The 20,974-nt window shown below is 45.8% G+C and carries 18 protein-coding genes; 7 read left to right on the top strand and 11 right to left on the bottom strand.

Features of this window, described 5'->3' with window-relative positions; genetic code table 11:
* Nucleotides 1-5: 5 nt before the first annotated feature.
* The 6 genes from R7Z41_RS02485 to R7Z41_RS02460 form a co-directional block, all read right to left on the bottom strand.
* The gene (locus R7Z41_RS02485; RefSeq protein WP_262679210.1) at nt 6-2,861 is read right to left on the bottom strand and encodes a formate dehydrogenase subunit alpha; all 2,856 of its coding nucleotides are present in this window, start codon (nt 2,859-2,861) and stop codon (nt 6-8) included.
* 10 nt (nt 2,862-2,871) lie between these two features.
* Entirely contained in the window at nt 2,872-3,078 is a 207-nt protein-coding gene (locus R7Z41_RS02480) for a twin-arginine translocation signal domain-containing protein (RefSeq protein ID WP_318136310.1), read from the bottom strand.
* 73 nt (nt 3,079-3,151) lie between these two features.
* On the bottom strand, nt 3,152-3,778 hold the full coding sequence (locus R7Z41_RS02475; RefSeq protein WP_017820684.1) for a molecular chaperone: 627 nt from the start codon (nt 3,776-3,778) through the stop codon (nt 3,152-3,154).
* A gap of 9 nt (nt 3,779-3,787) precedes the next feature.
* Complete coding sequence (locus tag R7Z41_RS02470) at nt 3,788-5,449, bottom strand: 4Fe-4S dicluster domain-containing protein (protein ID WP_318136307.1); 1,662 nt, start codon at nt 5,447-5,449, stop codon at nt 3,788-3,790.
* 308 nt (nt 5,450-5,757) lie between these two features.
* Nucleotides 5,758-6,387 carry a DUF3306 domain-containing protein gene (locus tag R7Z41_RS02465; protein ID WP_086046760.1) on the bottom strand — a complete coding sequence of 210 codons (630 nt, stop codon included), beginning with the start codon at nt 6,385-6,387 and terminating at the stop codon, nt 5,758-5,760.
* The gene (locus R7Z41_RS02460) at nt 6,377-6,841 is read right to left on the bottom strand and encodes a DUF3305 domain-containing protein (protein WP_005389514.1); all 465 of its coding nucleotides are present in this window, start codon (nt 6,839-6,841) and stop codon (nt 6,377-6,379) included. Before R7Z41_RS02460 ends, R7Z41_RS02465 begins: the two co-directional genes overlap by 11 nt.
* A 323-nt stretch (nt 6,842-7,164) precedes the next feature.
* Between R7Z41_RS02460 and R7Z41_RS02455 the strand changes: the two genes are divergently transcribed.
* Complete coding sequence (locus R7Z41_RS02455; protein WP_005377552.1) at nt 7,165-7,989, top strand: formate dehydrogenase accessory sulfurtransferase FdhD; 825 nt, start codon at nt 7,165-7,167, stop codon at nt 7,987-7,989.
* Nucleotides 7,990-8,229: 240 nt separating this feature from the next.
* On the opposite strand, the gene R7Z41_RS02450 is transcribed toward R7Z41_RS02455, so the two are convergent.
* The 3 genes from R7Z41_RS02450 to R7Z41_RS02440 all read right to left on the bottom strand — a co-directional run bounded on the left by R7Z41_RS02450 (nt 8,230) and on the right by R7Z41_RS02440 (nt 13,519).
* Nucleotides 8,230-9,822 carry an ABC-F family ATPase gene (locus R7Z41_RS02450; protein ID WP_025766654.1) on the bottom strand — a complete coding sequence of 531 codons (1,593 nt, stop codon included), beginning with the start codon at nt 9,820-9,822 and terminating at the stop codon, nt 8,230-8,232.
* 216 nt (nt 9,823-10,038) lie between these two features.
* Complete coding sequence (locus R7Z41_RS02445) at nt 10,039-12,078, bottom strand: cache domain-containing protein (RefSeq protein WP_005377562.1); 2,040 nt, start codon at nt 12,076-12,078, stop codon at nt 10,039-10,041.
* Nucleotides 12,068-13,519, bottom strand: coding sequence for a sigma-54-dependent transcriptional regulator (locus tag R7Z41_RS02440; protein WP_017820677.1), 1,452 nt, complete (start codon nt 13,517-13,519; stop codon nt 12,068-12,070). The genes R7Z41_RS02445 and R7Z41_RS02440 overlap by 11 nt, the downstream gene beginning before the upstream one ends.
* A gap of 334 nt (nt 13,520-13,853) precedes the next feature.
* On the opposite strand from R7Z41_RS02440, the gene R7Z41_RS02435 reads away from it, so the two are divergent.
* The 6 genes from R7Z41_RS02435 to R7Z41_RS02410 all read left to right on the top strand — a co-directional run bounded on the left by R7Z41_RS02435 (nt 13,854) and on the right by R7Z41_RS02410 (nt 18,828).
* Nucleotides 13,854-14,672, top strand: a complete 819-nt coding sequence (locus tag R7Z41_RS02435; RefSeq protein WP_005389522.1) for a substrate-binding domain-containing protein — start codon at nt 13,854-13,856, stop codon at nt 14,670-14,672.
* A gap of 6 nt (nt 14,673-14,678) precedes the next feature.
* On the top strand, nt 14,679-15,377 hold the full coding sequence (locus R7Z41_RS02430; protein WP_005389524.1) for an ABC transporter permease: 699 nt from the start codon (nt 14,679-14,681) through the stop codon (nt 15,375-15,377).
* 50 nt (nt 15,378-15,427) lie between these two features.
* Nucleotides 15,428-16,147, top strand: coding sequence for an energy-coupling factor ABC transporter ATP-binding protein (locus R7Z41_RS02425; protein ID WP_025766658.1), 720 nt, complete (start codon nt 15,428-15,430; stop codon nt 16,145-16,147).
* A complete protein-coding gene (gene mobA / locus R7Z41_RS02420; protein ID WP_025534433.1) occupies nt 16,125-16,712 on the top strand; it encodes a molybdenum cofactor guanylyltransferase MobA in 588 nt (195 codons plus the stop codon). Before R7Z41_RS02425 ends, mobA begins: the two co-directional genes overlap by 23 nt.
* A complete protein-coding gene (locus tag R7Z41_RS02415) occupies nt 16,709-18,487 on the top strand; it encodes a bifunctional molybdopterin-guanine dinucleotide biosynthesis adaptor protein MobB/molybdopterin molybdotransferase MoeA (protein WP_158173885.1) in 1,779 nt (592 codons plus the stop codon). Before mobA ends, R7Z41_RS02415 begins: the two co-directional genes overlap by 4 nt.
* 74 nt (nt 18,488-18,561) lie before the next feature.
* On the top strand, nt 18,562-18,828 hold the full coding sequence (locus tag R7Z41_RS02410; protein ID WP_005377584.1) for a DUF2960 domain-containing protein: 267 nt from the start codon (nt 18,562-18,564) through the stop codon (nt 18,826-18,828).
* A 219-nt stretch (nt 18,829-19,047) separates the two neighbouring features.
* On the opposite strand, the gene nagK is transcribed toward R7Z41_RS02410, so the two are convergent.
* Together nagK and R7Z41_RS02400 are read right to left on the bottom strand one after the other, a co-directional pair.
* Nucleotides 19,048-19,956 (bottom strand): N-acetylglucosamine kinase, encoded by a 909-nt coding sequence (gene nagK / locus R7Z41_RS02405; protein WP_005377586.1) that lies wholly within the window; start codon nt 19,954-19,956, stop codon nt 19,048-19,050.
* A 175-nt stretch (nt 19,957-20,131) separates the two neighbouring features.
* A complete protein-coding gene (locus tag R7Z41_RS02400; protein WP_005389532.1) occupies nt 20,132-20,881 on the bottom strand; it encodes a tRNA-uridine aminocarboxypropyltransferase in 750 nt (249 codons plus the stop codon).
* Nucleotides 20,882-20,974: the final 93 nt, after the last annotated feature.

Genomic DNA, 20,974 nt, shown 5'->3' with positions numbered 1-20,974 from the left:
ACTCCTTACGCTTTACGAATGTTACATAGGGTTACTTTGGTTTCCTGCATCAAGGTAACCGGGTCGTAACCGTAAGTGGTTGCCGTGTTAGCCGATTCGCCAACAACGTAAGGTTGTGTACCTTCTGGGTATTTAGGGCGTAGGTCTTCACCTTCGAACTTACCGCCAAAGTGGAACGGAATGAACGCCAAACCAGGTTTCACACGACGTGTTACCATCGCTTTCACCTTGATTCGTCCTTTCTCTGCACCTTCAACCCAAACATCATCACCATCTCTAAAGCCAAGATCGTTCGCGTCTTTCGGGTTCACTTCAACAAACATTTCTTGTTGAAGCTCGGCAAGCCAAGGGTTTGAACGCGTCTCTTCACCACCACCTTCGTATTCAACCAGACGGCCAGAAGTCAGAACGATTGGGTACTCGCCCGATTTGTCTTGCTCTTGAATGGATTTATACAACGTAGGAACACGGAAGATTGCATCTTTGTCTTCCCAAGTTGGGTAATCCGTTACAAGGTCACGACGTGGTGTGTAAAGTGGTTCACGATGCAGTGGCACACGGTCTGGGAACGTCCAAACAATCGCACGCGCTTTCGCGTTACCAAATGGAATACAACCGTGCTTGATCGCGACACGCTGAATACCGCCAGAAAGGTCAGTCTTCCAGTTTTTACCCTCTGCTGCCACTTTCTCTTCAGCAGTTAAGTCGTCCCACCAACCAAGTTGTTTCAACAACTTGTCAGTGAACTCTGGGTAACCGTCTTTGATTTCACAGCCTTTCGAATAACTGTCTTCTGCAAGAAGGCTCTTGCCTTCAAATTCCACACCAAAGCGCGTACGGAAGTTACCGCCACCTTCTGCAACCGTCTTAGACGTATCGTACAGAATGTGTGTACCTGGGTGTTTCATTTCTGGTGTGCCCCAGCATGGCCAAGGTAGACCATATGTTTCACCGTTGACAGGACCACCTTCCGCTTCCAATGTGGTTTTGTGGAACGTATGCCAGTTTTGTTGGTGCGCTTTCAAACGCTCTGGGCTTTGGCCTGTGTAACCAATCGTCCACATGCCTTTGTTGAATTCACGCGTTAGGTCTTCAATCACCGGCTGGTTGTTTTCAACACGGATGTTTTTGAACAGAAGATCGGAATAGCCCAGTTTCTTCGAAAGCAGGTACATGATTTCGTGGTCTGGTTTTGATTCAAACAAAGGTTCAATCACCTGATCACGCCATTGTAGGGAACGGTTAGATGCGGTAACGCTGCCGTGTGTTTCAAACTGTGTTGTTGCAGGAAGCAGGTAAACGCCGTCGGTACGGTCGTTCATTACCGCAGCAACCGTTGGGTAAGGGTCCACAATCACCATCATGTCCAACTTCTGCATCGCTTTTTTCATCTCAACACCACGTGTTTGAGAGTTCACTGCGTGTCCCCAGTAGAACATTGCACGGATGTTTTCGCGCTGACGAATGTTGTCTTTGTTTTCCAGTACACCATCAACCCAACGAGATACAGGAATACCTGCACTGTGCATTGGTTTCTGACCGCTGTAAGCGTTGTCATCGAAACGACCTTTGATCCATTCGTAATCGATTTCCCACACTTTTGACCAATGACGCCAAGCGCCTTCAGAAAGGCCGTAGTAGCCCGGTAGCGTGTCAGAAAGTACGCCAAGGTCGGTTGCGCCTTGTACGTTATCGTGACCACGGAAGATGTTTGCGCCGCCGCCTGATTTACCAATGTTACCAAGCGCTAGCTCAAGCACACAGTAAGCACGTGTGTTGTTGTTACCAGTAGTATGCTGAGTACCACCCATACACCAAACAATACAGCCTGGGCGATTTTCAGAAAGCAGTTTTGCTGTTTGGTAAACGTCTTCTTCTCTTACGCCTGTTACGCGCTCAACTTCTGCTGGCGTCCATTTCGCCACTTCAGCATGGATCTCATCCATACCGAATACACGTTGACGGATGAACTCTTTATCTTCCCATTGGTTTTCGAAGATGTGCCACAACACACCCCAAATGAATGCTACGTCAGAACCAGGACGAAGTGATACATAGTGATCCGATTTTGCTGCCGTACGTGTACGACGAGGATCCGCTACGACGATCTTACAGTTGTTCTTCTCTTTCGCGATCAGAATGTGCTGCATCGCTACTGGGTGTGCTTCAGCTGGATTTGAACCAATGAATAGCATCGACTTACAGTTGTGCATGTCATTGAAAGAGTTGGTCATCGCACCGTACCCCCAAGTGTTCGCTACACCCGCCACGGTTGTTGAGTGACAAATACGCGCTTGGTGGTCAACGTTGTTCGTACCCCAAAGTGATGCCATTTTGCGGAACAAGTACGCTTGTTCGTTGCTGTGCTTTGCGCTTCCCAAGAAGTAAACCGAATCAGGCCCAGACTCTTTGCGGATGTCCATCACCTTGTTACCGATTTCTTCGATCGCTTGATCCCAAGAAAGCTTTTTCCACTTACCGTTTTCAAGCTTCATTGGGTATTTAAGACGGCGCTCACCGTGGCCATGTTCACGCAGTGCTGCGCCTTTTGCACAGTGACCACCGGCGTTAAATGGGTGGTCGAATGCAGGCTCTTGACCCGTCCAAACACCATTTTGAACTTCTGCGTAAATACCACAACCCACTGAACAGTGAGAACAGATAGTACGTTTTACTTCTGTTTTCGCTTCTGGATCGACTGATTTTGCTTGCGCTTTTTTCATCATTCCCGGTGCGAATAGACTAGCACCAACCACTGCACCACCAGCGGCAAGCGAAGTGTTTTTCATGAATGCACGACGAGATACGCCAAGCTGGTTCGTTTCTTTGCTCACACTGTCGGAGCGTTTGACAAGTTTCATCCGTTATCTCCTAAAGTGTGTCGTAGTAATCGCGAATGTGTTGTGTTTCACGATACCCTTTCTTCTTCACGTCTTTTTCAGAAGGCTCAACCGTTTCTGAAGCAACGGCCACTTTCGTGGTTCCCGCAACAACAGCACCGGCAACGGCAACGGCAGCGGTTGTGAAGCCTTTTAGGAGATCCCTACGGCTCGTGTTTATTTCTTTATTATCTTTCATCATTGCTTCCTTACCTTACGGTAGATCTTTGGAGACTCATGCCTCTCTATCGATATGACCAAGTACTGCTCGATTACTCGTAATCAGTGACGTTTTTCACATCAATTTTTAATTTGTTCTTACTGCTTTTGGTGTTCACGCTAAAGCGCACTTGCTCTAACGTTAAAAACGCGTCGCAAAGCTGTGCAGCTGGCTTGTAGAAGTTCACGCTTTCTGCGCTCTCTAGTTGGCGCGTAAAAGATTGGAACCAAGGGGCGATGTGTTTGTTAAACACCGCTTGTTGAAGTTCTTCCTCTTCACCTGTCAGCATTGCCATCACTTCGCACAGTGCAGAAATATGGTCTTCAGGCTCTTTCACGTTCTCTTCTCGTTCGATGCCTAAAAGATCCAAATCGCGACGAATTTCCGCTAACGGTTTTTCCATCATCGAGCCAGTGCGATGCCAAGATCCGAATGGCACAACTTCACCACGTCCAATGCCAATAAACAGATCTTGATATTCTTCTTCTAACGCTTCTCGCTGCGCTTCGTTCGCGGCTTGTTGCAGTGCGAGCCAAGCTTTTTGCATCGCGCTCTCAGACGGTTCAATTTCTAGCGATTTCAGGAACGCCAGCATTTCATCACTAGGCGCACTACGAAAAAGTGCAGATAGAACGAGATAAATGTCTGTTCTCAGTGTTTGTTCTTGTTGTGTGTCCACTGCGAGCTCCTAGTATTTTAATTGTTTCATTGGGTTTTCTGCCATCGACTCAAACATGTCGATCACACGGCAGTCTTCACACATCGCGATACGATTGATCGCCGCTTCATCAGAGAAATGAGAGTGACCGCGTAACTTGTCTTGTAGCATGTCGATCATCGATTGCGGAGCAAAGGGCTTGTGACAACGAATGCACTCGGCTGCCTTTTCTTCATGAATCACAACCGCTTTCTGGCGTTCTTCTTTCACCCAGTTCATACGAGGAGTAAGCGTCAGCACTTTCTCTGGACACGCTTTCTCGCACAGCCCACATTGAATGCAGTCTTGCTCGACGAATTTAAGCGACGGAGATCGACCGTCCGTATGCAATGCACGTGTTGGACACACCGCCACACAGCTCATACACAACGTACAACCTTTACTTTCACAAGAGACTGTGCCGTAAGGTGCGTTCGCTGGAAGTTCAACAATGTTCTCAACTGGAATACGTGATGCGGACAACGCATCCAACGCCGTAAATAGACGCTGACGTTTGTTGCCTTGCAAGTCTCCTAATGCCAAATCAAAAGACTCGGTACAAAGTGTCGGAGCACCTTCACGTAGTGACTCTAGATACAGAATGTCGATGGTTTCTTTGGCGATACCAAGCTGACCGAGCAGCTCTTGAGCAATACCTACTTCGCTATTAAGCACACGAATAATGGTTTGAGGCATAAAACGTGAAGCCGCAAACAGCACCTGAGTAGCACCATTCACAAGCGCGGCGAACCAAGTATCAATACCAACCGAAGGCAGTTCTTCCACCACAATTGGAATCACATTATCTGGCAGTGCTTTTAGTGCCATCACGTTGTAGCTCTCGTGGCGAGAACTGCAAATCAATACGATAGGATCTAAACCACCCGCTTGCTCATAGTTGGCGAGCGTACGTTCAATAAACTTTTGCGTATCTTCAGGGTTTGGCAGTGCGTAATGAATCGCTTCTGTCGGACACGCTGTAGCACAAGTACCCACGCCTTGACATAGGTATGGGTTGATCTCGATGCGATGGCCCGTTTTGTCGCTGCCTTCACTCGATAGTGCCCCTGCCGGACAAGCATCCACACACCGTTCGCAACCTTTTACGCCACGAGAGCTGTGTGCACATAAATCGGTATCTAAACGGAAAAATTTCGGTTTATCGAACGTCCCCATTAAGGTTGGAATCTCTTCCAACGCTTCAGCCAGTTTCGGATAGCCACGACCTACTGGGTAGTAGCCCGGTACTGGGACTTCTTCCGACATGCAGCTGTTAAGGCAAAGATCGAGTACGATATCGAAACAATCGCTATTGATCGCGACCTTGGCAAGATTGTTGGTCGAACCATGATTTTCAATCAGAACTTCAAACGTACCTAAGAACCCTGAAACCTGAACCGAATTGGCGTAATAAAGCTCGGGATTTGTGCCCTTTTCGCCATCGGTAGAAAGCAGCGTTAGGCTGTTCATTTGCGACAATTGCGCTGCCGCACTTTCGATGATTGCTGTTGGGCCCACAATCAAAGTATTACCGCCGCTTTCATAGCTTACGGTTGGTGGAATAAGATTGGTCAACTCTACGGTATTTTCGAAAGCGTACAGCCTCGCTTTACCGTTATTGGAAGTTGCTTGTTCTAATAATTGTTTCAGCATTGCTCAATTCCATTTATGAACATGGATAGTCTTTTCCATCTCTTAGTGTAGTTAGCGCCGGAGATTCTGCTGATTAACTTATCAATGAGCATTCTTATTCCGCCATCTATAGGCGATGAATACTACGCAGTGCGTCCGTACTAACTTCAACCAGATTGGTATTGAGCAACAGATAGCAAGCGTCATGCCAATAAAATATCAACTAAAAATCAATAGGTTATCAACTTTACTGGCAAATAGTAGGGATAAAAAAACCGGTTGAGACATTTTGTCTCAGCCGGCTCATTGAGTGTTTAGTCAAAATGTACCTATTCTTTGTGTGGTATATTTTGTCTCACCTCGTTAGGCTGTGATTCTTCAGCAAAAGTATCACCTTCGCCAGGAACTGTATTTATATACAGTTTATTTTCATCTTGAGTAATTTGGCCACTTTTGTCGGTGTTTGACTCTGCGTCTTCAACTACCTCAGATGCGATATCGTTAGCGTTAAGCTCAGACCCTTGCGCAGTTTCAGCGTCTGGTTCGTCTTCCACTTTGTCTTTAACCCAATCACGCAGCGTCTCAGCGACGTCTTGAGAAAGTGACTTTAAGTTACTGTAATCATCATCGTAATCGTCTAGGCCGTCACGCACGTTAAATTCTTCGGACAAGAACATTTTGCGCAGCGCGGCTTTCTTAACGCTTTCTGAAGCTTCAGAAACCAGCAGTTGCGCCACAGACATTTCTTCGGTTTTTTCAGTCTCTACACTCGCGGTAATGTCTGGAGCCTGACTATCCTCATCGATGTTCAAAGCATCTGAGCTTTCGTCAGCGTTTGAAAGCGCTGTGACATTATCTTCGGATTGCTCCGTCTCTGCTATCGGCGTAATCTCTTCATCATGTTGGGAAGATTCTTCTAGTTTACGTTTCGACCAACGGCTTAAAAAACTAGTTGCCATTTGCTCTGCCTGCTCCTTTGCGTTTCTTGCGTCTTACTTCTAACAACTCACCGTGACGACCAATAAAGGCTTCCATCCAAGCCTGAACGGCTAACGGCATATCGTTAGATAGTACAAGGTTATCACCATCCATATATTGCGCCGCAACAGATTGTGAGGCCGTCAGTAGCTGTATCGCTGGTTTTTCACCAGACTCGACGTTATCCATCACTAAAAAGAGTTTAGGTTGCTGAGAGCTTAAGTTAAAACGGTAGTCTGTACGCTCGTCTTTATGTAATTGCAACAGACAAACATCTGGAGTCTCTTCCGTCGGATTCAGCGCAAATCCTGTCAACTGCCATTGGGTTGTCACCCAAATCCCTGTACTGATCTCATGCTCAACAAGCTCTACGCCGATTGGCCATGTATCCTCAGTCTTTTCGTAATTTTTTTCGAAATCTTTCTTATCCGACATAACTCACCCAGTCTTTCTATTTTTGGTCTGAAAACACACAGGACATTTTGCCCCCGTTTTCGACCATTTTTATTGTCTTCGAAGCAATAAACGCGCCAAGCTGATATAACTTAGTCTATATACTCCCTCAGGCTATAAGTACCAAACTAGACGAAACTCAAATGTATTGATGTGTCATTACTGCGAACTCGCAGTTTTAATGCATTGTTGACATAAAACCTCGCAATTTCTGTGGGAACCGCTATTTTGGAATGAGATTTGCTAGCCACTTAAAAAGCTAAAATGCGTAGCAACCTAACGCTCTTAATCACTAGGACACGACTGTGCTGAAACCAAACATTATTAAAACCAGTGAAAATCCCCTGCAAACCATTGAAGTCGATGTGTACGACGAGTACGGCGAAAAACTGACAAAGCAAATCGCGTGCGAGCGTCCTCTTACGGTCATGCTGAACTGGAAAGAAGTGGTCACGCTCATGACGCTAGGTTCGCGTCCAGAAGCACTAGTACTGGGTTATTTAAAAAACCAAAGCTTCCTGTCCGATCCAGCCGCGATTGAATCCGTTATTATTGACTGGGAAACGCATTCCGCAGCGGTGATTACTAAAGAAAACACTGAACACTTAGAAGGCGCCCTGAAAAAGAAAACCGTCACCTCAGGTTGTGGCCAAGGCACTATGTATGGCAACGTGATGAAGCAGCTTGAAAATTATCAAGTGCCTCAAGTTTCTCTTAAGCAGTCAGAGATTTATTCTGCGCTGGAAGCGTTAACTCATTACAACGACACCTACAAAAAAGCGGGCGCAGTACACGGCTGTGCGGTTTGCAAAGGTAATGAAGTGTTGTCATTTGTGGAAGATGTCGGCCGTCACAACGCAGTGGATACACTTGCAGGTGAGATGTGGCTCAAAGAAGAAACAGGTGAAGATAAAATTTTCTACACAACTGGTCGCCTTACATCAGAGATGGTGATTAAAGTGGCTCAAATGGGCATTCCTGTTCTGCTTTCTCGCTCTGGCGTTACTCAAATGGGGTTAGATCTAGCGAAGCAATTTGGTATTACGACCATTGCGCGTGCGAAAGGTTTGCGCTTCCAAGTTTTTACAGGAGCCGACAAGGTTGAATTTGATGTAAAAGGCAACCAATAACACCTTTTCAGTGTAAACTAAAACCAATAATGCGGATTCACAGAGGATGTGGACTATGAATAATGACCAATTGTGGAATTTTCTGCTTACGCCCAGCGGTATCATGCTTTCTATGATTATTACCTTTGGCGTAGTCGGGCTCTATGCGTATATAACAGGTCAGTTTAAGGATTAAGGCCAAATATCAAAAAAGCCTCGCTAAATAGCGAGGCTTTTGCTTTTTAAACGCTTTGCGAGTAATTACGCGTCAACACCACGAGATTTTAGGAACTCAGAGTAAGTGCCTTTAAAGTCTGTGATTTTACCATCGCGGATTTCGATAATACGCGTTGCTAGTGAGTCTACGAATACACGGTCGTGAGAGACGAAGAACAACGTGCCTTTGTATTGCTCAAGCGCCGTGTTCAAAGATTCGATCGATTCCATGTCCATGTGGTTGGTTGGTTCGTCCATTAGCAGCATGTTTGGCTTGTGCATCATTAGCTTACCAAGCAGCATACGACCTTGCTCACCACCAGACAGTACTTTTACTGACTTCTTAATGTCATCTTGACCAAATAGCATACGACCAAGGAAACCACGAACGACTTGCTCGTCATCACCTTCTTGACGCCATTGACCCATCCAATCCGTTAGGTTCATGTCTTCTGCAAAGTCATGCGCGTGGTCTTGCGCGTAGTAACCGATGTTTGCATTTTCAGACCATTTGAACTCACCAGCACGCGGTTCAAGTACACCAGCAAGCGTGTTTAGAAGTGTTGTTTTACCCACACCATTTTCACCGATGATCGCAACGCGCTCTCCCACTTCAAAAATTGCATTGAAGTCTGAGAACAAGTCCTCTTCAAAACCTTGGCTCAGGTTTTCTACAATCAGAGCGTTACGGAACAGCTCTTTAGACTGTTCAAAACGAATGAATGGGTTTTGACGGCTAGACGCTTTCACTTCGTCCAGTTTGATCTTGTCGATTTGCTTCGCACGAGATGTCGCTTGTTTTGCTTTCGATGCGTTTGCAGAGAAACGTGCAACGAACGTTTGTAGCTCAGCGATTTGTGCTTTCTTCTTCGCGTTGTCGTTTAGTAGACGTTCGCGAGCTTGAGAAGCCGCCGTCATGTACTCGTCGTAGTTACCAGGGTAAACGCGTAGCTCACCGTAGTCCAAGTCAGCCATGTGTGTACATACTGAGTTTAGGAAGTGACGGTCGTGCGAAATGATGATCATTGTGCAGTTACGCGCGTTTAGCGTATCTTCCAACCAACGGATTGTGTCCATGTCCAAGTTGTTGGTAGGTTCGTCAAGAAGCATCACATCTGGGTCTGCGAATAGAACCTGCGCTAGAAGCACACGAAGTTTCCAGCCTGGTGCTACTTCACTCATTAGACCGAAGTGTTGCTCCATTGGGATACCTACAGCAAGAAGAAGCTCGCCCGCTTTGGCTTCTGCCATGTAGCCGTCCATTTCAGCAAACTGAACTTCTAAGTCAGCCACTTTCATGCCGTCTTCTTCGCTCATTTCAGCAAGTGAGTAGATGCGGTCACGCTCTTTCTTCACTTCCCATAGCTCTTTATGACCCATGATAACGGTATCGATTACAGTAAATTCTTCGTAAGCGAACTGGTCCTGGTTCAGTTTTGCAACGCGCTCGTTTGGATCGTAGCTTACGTTACCACTGGTTTGCTCAAGCTCGCCGCTGAGGATCTTCATAAAGGTTGATTTACCACAACCGTTAGCTCCAATTAAGCCATAGCGATTGCCTTCGCCGAACTTAACTGAAATGTTTTCGAATAGCGGCTTAGCGCCGAATTGTTGAGTAATATTCGCTGTGGAGATCAAAACCTTTACCTTAGCAATTGGGGTGTATTTAGAAAAACCGGGCAACGGTACTTGTTCATGCTACATACTGCAAGTGTTGTTTTTATTAATTCACTCCAAGTGAAATCATTGTAAGGTTTCTAAGAAGCAAAAGCGTAAACATAAATGCGTCATTAAATACAAAAAAGAGCCACTATCGTCAGTGGCTCTTTTTCCATTAATACTTCAAAAAAGTGACTAAGCGATGTTCGTCACCTCTAGGATCAGTTCGGCTTTTTTAGGTAAATAAATACTGAATTTACTGCCTTTTCCCCATTCAGACTCTGCTTTTAACTCACCACCCGTTTGGCTGAGAATACTTTGGGAGACCGATAGCCCTAACCCTGTGCCTTCTCGTTTAGTTGTGTAAAATGGCGAGAAGATTCGACTCAAGTTTTCTGGTTTAATACCGCAGCCCTCATCGATAACATGAATCGCGGCTCCTTTCACTTCGCCCTCTTCAATCCAGTCTTCACTGACTACTGTTAAAGTTCCTTTACCGCTCATTGCGTGAATGGCGTTCATTTGCAAATTAACTAAGATTTGTAGCAAGTGGTGACGGTTTATCTCAACGGACGTATGCGCTTGTAGGTCAGTCACAAACTCAACGTCGCGTTTCTTGGTGCCAGTTTTAACCAAGGTGATGCTTTCATCAATGATAGGATTGACATGTTGCCAAGTGATTTCATCTTGAACACCGCCTTGGCGACTGTATTGCAATAAACTGCGCGTGATATTGCGGATACGATCAATTTGCGCGTGAATCGCATCAATCTCCTCTTGTACTCGACTTGCATCGTCACCCAATTCAAAATGGATCAATTCTACGTTGCCAAGAATCACGGCGGTTGGGTTATTAATTTCGTGAGCAATCCCCGCGGTGAGTTCTCCCAATGCTGCCAGTTTTTCATGAACAACGAGTTTGTCGCGAGTTTGGTTAAGCAATTGAATATGCAGCTCAAGATCTTGGGTTTTTTCTCTCAGGCTTGCCGTACGCTCTTGAACTTTGCATTCAAGTTGAGCTGCGGAGTTTTTCAATTCAATTTTGCGCTCTTCTAGCGCGTCTAACATATCATCAAACTGTCTGGCTAACTGCGCAAGTTCATGATCGGCATCTAATCCTAACGGGCCAATCCGTTTTTCTTTACCTTGTTGGACCTGCTTCACCACTTTATGAATGCGTTCGATCGGTCGAAACAGATCATAAGAACCGCGATATACCATCACGCCGGAAACCAGCAATAACATAACCGTAATCAAGCTGATTTCGGCAATGTTCGTCATGTAGGCTTTAACGAATGGCCACATGAGGTAACCCGTATAAAGCATACCAATAACATTGTCGTATTGGTCTTTGATTGGTTGATACGCCGTAATATACCAAGCGTCATACACATAAGCGCGATCAACCCACTGTTCACCCTTCGAAAGTACTTGGTTATACACTTCTGCACTCACGCGAGTGCCTATGGCGCGCCCTAGCCTATGATCGCTGTCTAAAGGAACGTTGGTGCTCACACGCAAATCATCGAGAAATACCGTCAACGTACCCACAGGGCGAAGGCGGTCATTATCACTTAAGTAAATGAGATCGCGGATTTGATCCACCAACACTGTACTGTTGTTAAGGAGCAAACCACCATCAAGAAAGCCGATCAAATCGTTCGCTTGGCTGTATACCGGAATCACGGTTCGACTGACTAACCCACGCGCCTCCCTGTCACCATCAGCAAGAATAGGCACTTCTGCTCGTTTGGCGAGTTCAGGATCGAGGCGTTCGAGTTCTTCTTTATTGAGTACATCAAAAAACGATTCGCGCTTGGTGAGATCCATAAAGCGGAATTTGTTTTCCATGGAATTAACGCGTTGGAAAGAGAGAAAATCTAAAGCATATCTTTTCTTCTGCTCTGTGACCCACTTTTGCAGGTCACCTTGTGGCGTTCCTTGATTAATGCGAATACGGAAATCGTACGAATCGGCAAACGCCCGCACGTAATTGGCTTGCTTTTGCTGTAACAACGTTACGCTGTTATTTGCAACACCAAGACGCTCCGAGACATCAAGCAGCGCATTTTGCCACGTGTAATGAATAGACCAATAAATGGTAATGCCGATCAGAGCTAACAACGTGAGGAAAATCGGCGCAGAGGTTAAGAATAACAAACGATAACGCACCATGGTTTTAAAACGGTGCGTCCATTTTGACAATCCTTTGTGCTGTGGGCCGTTAGTCGGCATATTCCTCATCCTCAGAATCCCATTCTTTGTATTTACGTTCTAAGGTCTTGCGAGCTACGCCCAAGTCGCGAGCAGCGGCTGATTTGTTGCCTTCGTGCAAGTTAACGACTTGTTTAATATGTGCTTTCTCGACTTCTTTTAACGTCCAGCTGTTTGGATAGCCTTCGCCAGTAAATTCTTTGCCTTCTCTAAAGGTTGGTAACTCAGCAGAGTGAGAAACAGTAATCGATACATTAGGCAGTGAATGCCCGCCATTCAGCTCTCGCCAATAGTGTGCAGGTGGTTTGCCAAGCAAGATACAACGCTCAATCAAGTTTTTGAGCTCACGAATGTTTCCCGGCCAATCGTACTCACTCATGGCTTCCATATCCTCGTGAGCCCATTTGGGCGCAGGCATACCGAGCTCGCGCGTCAGCATGTTGCTGAAAAATGGCACCAACTCAAATAAGTCGGTTTTGCGCTCTCGCAGCGGACACACTTCAATTTTCAGAACGTTTAAACGGTAATAGAGGTCACTGCGGAAATTACCTTGATTGACCTCTTCTTGCAGATTACGGTTGGTGGCGGCAACAATACGGACATCAATACTGATCTCTCTTTCTGAACCGACAGGGCGAATCGTACGCTGCTCTAACACACGTAATAATGATGCCTGCATTGCAAGTGGCATCTCCCCGATTTCGTCAAGAAATAAGGTGCCACCGTTCGCAACACGGAACAAACCTTCACGCGATTTTTTTGCACCGGTAAACGCGCCCGATGTATGACCAAATAACTCACTTTCTAAAAGCTCTGGTGCAATCGCACCGCAGTTGATTGGCACAAACGGGCCCGTTCGCCCACTCGCCTGGTGGATACCTCGTGCAACTAGCTCTTTACCCGTACCCGACTCACCTTCCACCAAAACAGAAGCACGTGATGGTGCAAATTGGTTAATAAGTTGCTTAAGCAGACGCGTTTTTTCTGAGCCGCCGATGATCTCTGAGGTATTGTGACGTTGGTAATCGCGTGTCATGGCGTACTGCATGCGTTCGTTCAAACGGCGATCCATACAGCGACTGACCGCTTTTAACATCTGCTCAAGGTTGAATGGTTTGAGGATAAAGTCGGAAGCACCGAGCTGTAGCGCTCGAATGGCAATTTCTAAATCCGCATAACCCGTCATAAAAATCACATCGGCACGTTTGTCATCATCTTCAAACGCTTCTTCCCACTCAATTCCAGAACGCCCTGGCAGATTAATATCCAGTAAGATCAGATCATAATGTCGAGAATTACGCAGTTGTTCTGCTTCTTCGATGCTACCAGCTGTATCGACATGTGAAAAAAGCTTACCCAATGCCTTTTTCAAGATGGCTTGCATGCCTAATTCATCATCGACGACCAGTACGGAAAAGGCGCTATATTGTTGGTTTGTACTAAGATGGGATTGAGTAGACATATTTACCCCAGATGGATTTCGATGGGACAGAGTGTACCAAGTTTAAACAGAGATACCCTACAAAAAGTGCGACATTTTGTACCAACGCAAACTTTTATGCAAATAACCCCATGATTTAGTGCATAAACCAAGCACTTTAAGCTTGTAAAAGGTTGGCATCTTGTTTGCTATAAGGTGGATACGGAGCGCATTTAAGTGATCTCAGGATGTTGATGTTTGCTTATTCCAACACCCTGAGACAACTTGCGTATTACGCTAATCGCTCTCGTCCAAAAAGGCTTCTCCCTAAAACCTGTAGAGATTCCAAAGAATCATTGGAAAGGAACACATAAAAATGAAAAAAATTGCGCTAACTCTGGCTGCAACGTCAATCACGCTTGTAAGTTACTCTGCGTTTTCTGCTCAAGACGGAGAACACGTTCGCCTTGCAACCACAACCAGTACTTACCATTCAGGTTTACTTGATTACCTACTTCCACAATTTGAAAAAGACACGGGCTACAAAGTCGATGTTATTGCTGCAGGTACGGGTAAAGCCTTAAAAATGGGCGAAAACGGTGACGTAGATTTGGTGATGACACATGCACCAAAAGCTGAAGGCGCATTTGTTGAGAAAGGCTACGGCGTTTTACCTCGCAAGCTAATGTACAACGACTTTGTGATTGTAGGCCCGAAAGCTGACCCAGCAACAATCAAAAATGACGAAGGCGTGTTAGATGTATTCAAAGAGATCGCAAACAAAAACGCAACGTTCATCTCTCGCGGCGATGATTCTGGTACGCACAAAAAAGAAATGGGCTTCTGGGCTCAAACTAAAATCGAACCGAACTTTGGTGGCTACCGTAGCGTAGGTCAAGGTATGGGCCCAACTCTAAACATGGCGTCTGAAATGCAAGGCTACACCATGACGGATCGCGGCACATGGCTGGCTTACCAAAACAAATTGGATCTAGAAATTCTGTTCCAAGGCGATGAAAAACTGTTTAACCCGTACCAAGTTATTCTTGTTAACCCTGAGCGTTACCCAACGATTAACTACCAAGGTGCGAAGGCATTCAGTGATTGGTTGGTAAACCCTCGCGGACAGGAACTTATCAATGGTTTCCGCCTAAACGGTAAACAACTGTTTGTTGCGAATGCTGAGAGCAAATAACGCAATATGAATCTTGCTGATACAACACTGGAAGCGCTTCGCTTACTGGTGAATTTTGATGCAGACCTATGGGAGATCGTTGCGGTCTCCTTTAGTGTTTCTATCACGGCAATATCCCTAGTGGTATTGCCGGCTATTTTGATGTCCTTTGTACTGGCGTATACCGACTTTCGCGGTAAATGGTTTTTGTTGTCGATCGTAAATACGCTGCAAGCGGTCCCTACCGTGGTGATTGGCCTGTTGCTGTACATGTTGCTGTCGCGTGCTGGCCCTTGGGGAGACTGGCAAATGCTGTTCACTCAGAAGGCAATGATCTTCGGCCAAATGGTGATCTGCTTCCCTGTTTTGGTATCGATGATGCATGGTGCATTACAATCTAGCGACCGTCGTGCAGTGGAAACTGCCATCACGCTGGGCGTCTCCATTCCGCGCTTGGCAGCTACGATGATTTGGGAAACCCGCTTTCCTCTACTTGCGGCTATCATTGCAGGGTTTTCACGTATCGTGACCGAGGTGGGCTGCTCAATGATGGTTGGTGGGAACATTATGGGCGTGACGCGAAATATTCCCACGGCTATCGCAATGGAAAGCAGTAAAGGTGCTTTTGCGCAAGGAGTTGCATTAGGAATTGTATTACTATCTTTAGCGTTGGCTCTAAACTTCTTCTTATCAAGCATGAGAGGCAAAGGCTACCTCAGAACATAGAACATGAAGCAAACAAACGACTCACCATTAACCCCATGTCGAGGCGAATTATGACTATAAAAATCACCGCCGAACAGTTATCCATGCGCTTTAAAGAGCGTGTGCTTTTCCACATCCCTGAGTTAGCCATCGGCCCAAATGATGCCATTTATCTCAAGGGTGACAATGGTGTGGGCAAAACTACCCTACTCAAAATCCTTGCTGGCTTGCTCAAACCCTCTACTGGCGATGTTGTTGCGCCAAAAGATACGTGGCTGAAAAGACTGACGCGTCGCAATGGTCGTGTCGATGTGATTTATCTCCATCAATCCCCTTACCTTTTTGACGGCACTGTATATGAAAACGTAGTCTATGGAGTGAAATATCAACAAGACACGCAAAAAGATAAGCGAGCTCAAGTTATTCACGCGCTGCGCATGGTAGGTTTAGAAACCTTAGCGGACGAACATATTTCCGTGTTGTCCGGCGGTGAAAAACAGCGCGTTGCCATGGCAAGGGCTTGGATCTTAAAACCGTCGATTTTATTGATGGATGAGCCAAGTGCGTCTTTAGACCAAGAATCCATTGAACGATTGGTGGTGATGGCAAAAGATCTTTTGGATCGTGGTTCCAGTATCGTGGTGACAAGCCATCAGGCCAACGCACTGACCGACTTATGTAAAAAACAGTGGTGGATTAAAGACAAGACTTTGATAGAGTCTCCTCTGTTGTATGTCATACCAAAAGAAACATCCCAAGAGAATGCATATGCTTCAACCAACACAAACTAGTTGGGTCATTTTGGCTGGTGGCCAAGCCAGCCGTATGGGTGGAAAAGATAAAGGTCTGATTGAGTTAAATCAGAAGCCACTCATCGAACATGTTATTGAACGTTTATCTCCACAAACACCACGCATTTTAATTAATGCCAACCGAAACCAAGATGCGTACAGCAAATTTGGTTTCGTATTTAGTGATCAATTCAAAGATTTCCCTGGGCCTATGGGCGGTATTCACGCGGGTTTGATGCATGCTGAAACTGACTGGGTTGGATTTGTACCTTGCGATAGCCCACAAATTAACACCGACCTTGTCGAGCGTTTCTGCCAAGCCGCCAAAGAAGACAGTGATATTTTGGTCGCTCATGATGGTGACCATCAGCAACCTGTTTTCACGCTCTACCACAAACGCGTACTGCCAAAACTCACCGCATTTTTAGAACGTGGCGACCGCAAAATCATTCTGCTCTACAAAGAGTGCAACACCAGTTACGTTGACTTTAGCGACTCACCAAACTGTTTCGTCAACTTGAACACTCCGGAAGAACTGGCGCAATTTGGACAATTAGAATCATGAAATACACGCTAAACATTCCTATTCTTGGTTTTGCAGCTTATTCAGGCACAGGCAAAACCACGCTACTTGAAGCCCTATTGCCAAAGCTGACTGAAGCAGGTTTACGCATTGGCATGCTAAAACATGCGCACCACAACTTCGATGTCGATAAGCCGGGTAAAGACAGCTACCGTTTACGCAAAGCTGGCGCATCTCAAATGCTGATTGCTTCTCGCAACCGTTTTGCGTTAATGACAGAAACGCCAGAAGCCGAAGCGGAGTTTGAATACCTATTAACACGTTTTGATGAAGACATGCTTGATGTGGTTTTGGTCGAAGGCTGCAAAAACATCGCATTTCCTAAAATTGAATTGCACCGTGAAGAAGTAGGCAAGCCTTGGCTTTATCCAAACGATGAAAACATCATCGCTATCGCTTCAGACAGCGGCAAGTTGGACTCTGAACTGCCACAAATGAACATCAATGATCTTGAAGCGATTGCTCAGTTCGTTATTCAGTATGCTCAAGAAGCGAAAGCACCAAAAAACAAAGAGAAAGAAGCCGCATGTTGCGATACCCTTTCTCCAGCTTTCATTTCTGTGGTTCAAGGCCAAGAGAGAATCCTTTCTTTGGTGAACACGGTTTCGGAAATAGAAGCATGCAAGATTGAAAACGCCTATGGCCGCGTTCTCGCGGAACATATCATTTCACCAGTAAACGTGCCGCAATACACCAACTCAGCGATGGACGGTTACGCGATTCGCGGTGATGACGTCGAGCGTGAAAGCTACCAAGTGGTTGCTGAAGTAATGGCGGGTCACGCTTACGATCAACCTCTGGAAGTTGGTCAAGCGGTTAAGATCATGACTGGCGCACCAACACCACGTAACGGCGATACAGTGGTCATGCGTGAGCAAGCCATTCAAGAAGGTGACAAGGTCACTTTTAACGGTGCGAATATCAAAGCAGGCCAAAACGTTCGTCAAGCAGGTGAAGATCTCGCTATCGGCAGTGACGTCTTTACCGCAGGCACTCGCCTCGCCTCTCCAGAAATGGGCATGATCGCTTCGCTTGGCTTTGGTGAAGCGAATGTATTCCGAAAATTGAAAGTTGCCGTGTTCTCCACCGGTGACGAAGTACAAGCGCCGGGAACAGAGCAAAAAGCGAATTCTATCTACGATTCCAACCGTTTTACCATCATGGGCATGCTTGAAAAGCTCGGCTGCGAGATCTTGGATTTCGGTATTCTGGAAGACAACGAACAGTTAATGATTGAAGCGTTGGAAAACGCATCGGCGCAAGCGGACGTGGTTATGACTTCTGGTGGCGTATCTGTTGGTGATGCGGATTACATCAAACTTGCCTTGGATAAACTTGGTCAAATAGATTTTTGGCGAATCAACATGCGTCCGGGACGTCCATTAGCGTTTGGTCAAATCAACAACAAGCCGTTCTTTGGTCTGCCGGGCAACCCTGTGGCAGTGATGGTTTCATTCATCAACTTTGTTGAGCCTGCACTGCGTAAGATGCAAGGCGAACAAGGCTGGAAGCCTCTGAAAGTGAATGCCATCGCGACTGAGAATCTTCGCTCTCGCCAAGGTCGTACCGAGTTTAGCCGTGGCGTCTATGAGCTGGATGAAACTGGCCGTTTAACCGTTCTTACAACAGGCAAGCAAGGTTCTGGTATTCTGCGTTCAATGAGTGAGGCGAACTGTTTGATCGAAATCTCCCCAGCTATTGATACAGTAAAAGCGGGAGAAAGCGTGACAATTATCCCACTTCAAGGCAGAATCTAGCTCAAACTAGAAATTCAAAGGTCAGCGAGTCTGGCCTTTTTGTTTAATACAGAAACCTTTTCAGAGAGACAGCTATGGCTCGCACCATTCTTTACACTTACAAAGACCAAGACAAAGAACTGACGTTCTCATACCAGCAGCACCGCAACATTCAAGAAGCAGTTGCAGAAGCCGAAGGTATCGATATCACTGAGTTCCTAAAGATGGAGCAACAAATCGAAGCAGTGTCTGACACTAAAGCGGTGCGAAACTACCGCGACAACTACTTCAGAAAATTAGGCTTTAGCAAAATCACCCTAGCTCAAAAAGAAAACCTGGGCGTAGGCAAAAAGAACAAATAAGCTTAGCTGCAAACAGAAAACTCACGATTCGTCGTGAGTTTTTTATGCATGCTACTTTTGTTCATGATCCATACCCGAGCATACCGAAATTACTTAGGTATATGAGTTACTTGGGTATACAAGTTACTTCGGTATATAAGTAAAAGCCCCGTTTAACCTTGAAAGTCTAAACGGGGCTTTAAATTTCTTCTTACTTTATATCGAGTAAGGTTTAAGTCATTACTTGATGTTTAAGAACGCAGCGCCGCGTACACCACCTGAATCACCGTGTTTTGCTTTGATGATCTTAGGACACTTAGCCACAGACAATAAGTGTTTAGGGATGCGTTTTGGCATCTCTTCGTAAATCAATTCGAAGTTAGATAAGCCGCCACCAAGTACAACGGTGTGTGGGTCTGTTGCAGTAAACAGGTTTGCAAAGCAGATCGCTAGCAGCTCCATAAAGCGCTCGACGTGCTCTACTGCTTTCTCTTCACCCTCTGCGTGCGCTTTAATAATGTCGATCGCTTTCTTCTCTTCGCCGTAGTAATGCGCGTAAAGAAGCTCGAAACCACGACCAGATAGGTAACTATCTAAACAGCCTTTGTTGCCACAGCCACAGCCAAGTAATGGTGCGTTTTCGCCCAGGTGGAACCATGCGTCGATAGGAAGACGTGTGTGACCCACCTCACCCGCTACGTGGTTGCGGCCAGAGAATACTTTGCCTTCGTAGATAAAGCCGCCACCAAAACCAGTACCAAGGATCAAACCTAGTACAGATGGTTCATCTTGAAGATCTTCATCCCAGGCTTCAGAAAGCGCGAAACAGTTTGCATCGTTTTCAATTTTTACGCTGCGACCGATTTTAGCTTCTAGATCAGCACGAAGTGGTTTGCCTTTTGCCGCAGGAACGTTAACTGTTAGTACCGTTGCATCATCGGCGTCTTCCATACCTGGTAGGCCAAGACCAATCGTACCTTCGCAGCCAAACTCTGTATCGTATTTATTCACCAATTCCGCAATGGTATCAACCAGCAGCTCGTAGTTGTCTGTTGGTGTAGGTACACGTTCCGTCGCTACACGCTCAAGCTTCTCGTTAAATGCACCAAATTCAATTTTAGTGCCACCGACATCAAAGCCGTAATACATGTATTTCTCTCCTAAAAAATGCTTCAAACGACTCTCAAAAATGGCTAGAGTCAAAAGTATAAACTGATGGCATTATCCATATCTGTACGCCTGCAAACCGTGACCGAATGCAGATTTATCCCCTCACCGAAGCCAGTTGAACAACATACCATCAACAAAAGCTCATTCCTTAGAGTCAGCTCTCGGTTTTCATCCACTCTTTGAAACGTTTCAAGTGTGGCTGGTTAGGGTCGCTTTTGACTCGAGTCTTGCTCAGCATGTAAGTTTCTCTGAAGGCTTCAAACCACAATTGAAGGCATTCCGCAGCTTTAGGCTCACCAGCTTGTTTTAAAACTAATGTCGCGACTTCGGCGGTTGAAAGATGCTGATCATTCTCGGAGCGGCGCATGATGTATTCAGACAGAGATTCCGGCTCAATGGAAAGCACAGGCAAAGATTTAAGAAAATCAGAACGACGGAATATCTTTCGTGCCTCACGCCAGCTACCATCAATAAAGATCAGCAACCATTTTTTGTTCTCGACATCTTCTTTTACCAATCGCCCTGGCTCTAGATCTTCAATTAAACGAGAGGGATCATCCACATAGTCTGCAGGAAATACAATCACCGGTTGGTAACTGTCATCCTGTAGTAGCGCTAGCATCTCTTCAGACGGTTCTGTTCGGTTCCATTGATACACGTAAGTCTCTTGAATCGTATCAGCGATTAGACGACCGGTATTACTTGGCTTAAATACTTCGTTTTCAGAAACAATCAACATACATGCAATATTAGCCTTAATGTTTGGCTGAAGGTCGCACAAACAGTGTTGCTCAGAAACCTGGCAATATTGGCAACGAACCACTTTACATCCACGCGCGTTGAAAGGCTTGGTTGAGATAGATTGTCGGTACTGATATAAACGGTGGAAAGCGTGAATTCTCATGGTAAGTAATGCCAAGTAAAAAGTAGAGCGCGATTCTACTGATATTATGGTTTCGCCTCAAGATAAGCCCATCAGCAGTGTGTTGAAATAATT

It is taken from the genome of Vibrio sp. 1457 (assembly GCF_033340195.1).
GTDB lineage: Bacteria > Pseudomonadota > Gammaproteobacteria > Enterobacterales > Vibrionaceae > Vibrio > Vibrio alginolyticus.
The sequence above is the reverse complement of the archived record's forward strand: the minus strand, read 5'-3'. Positions and strand labels throughout refer to the sequence as shown.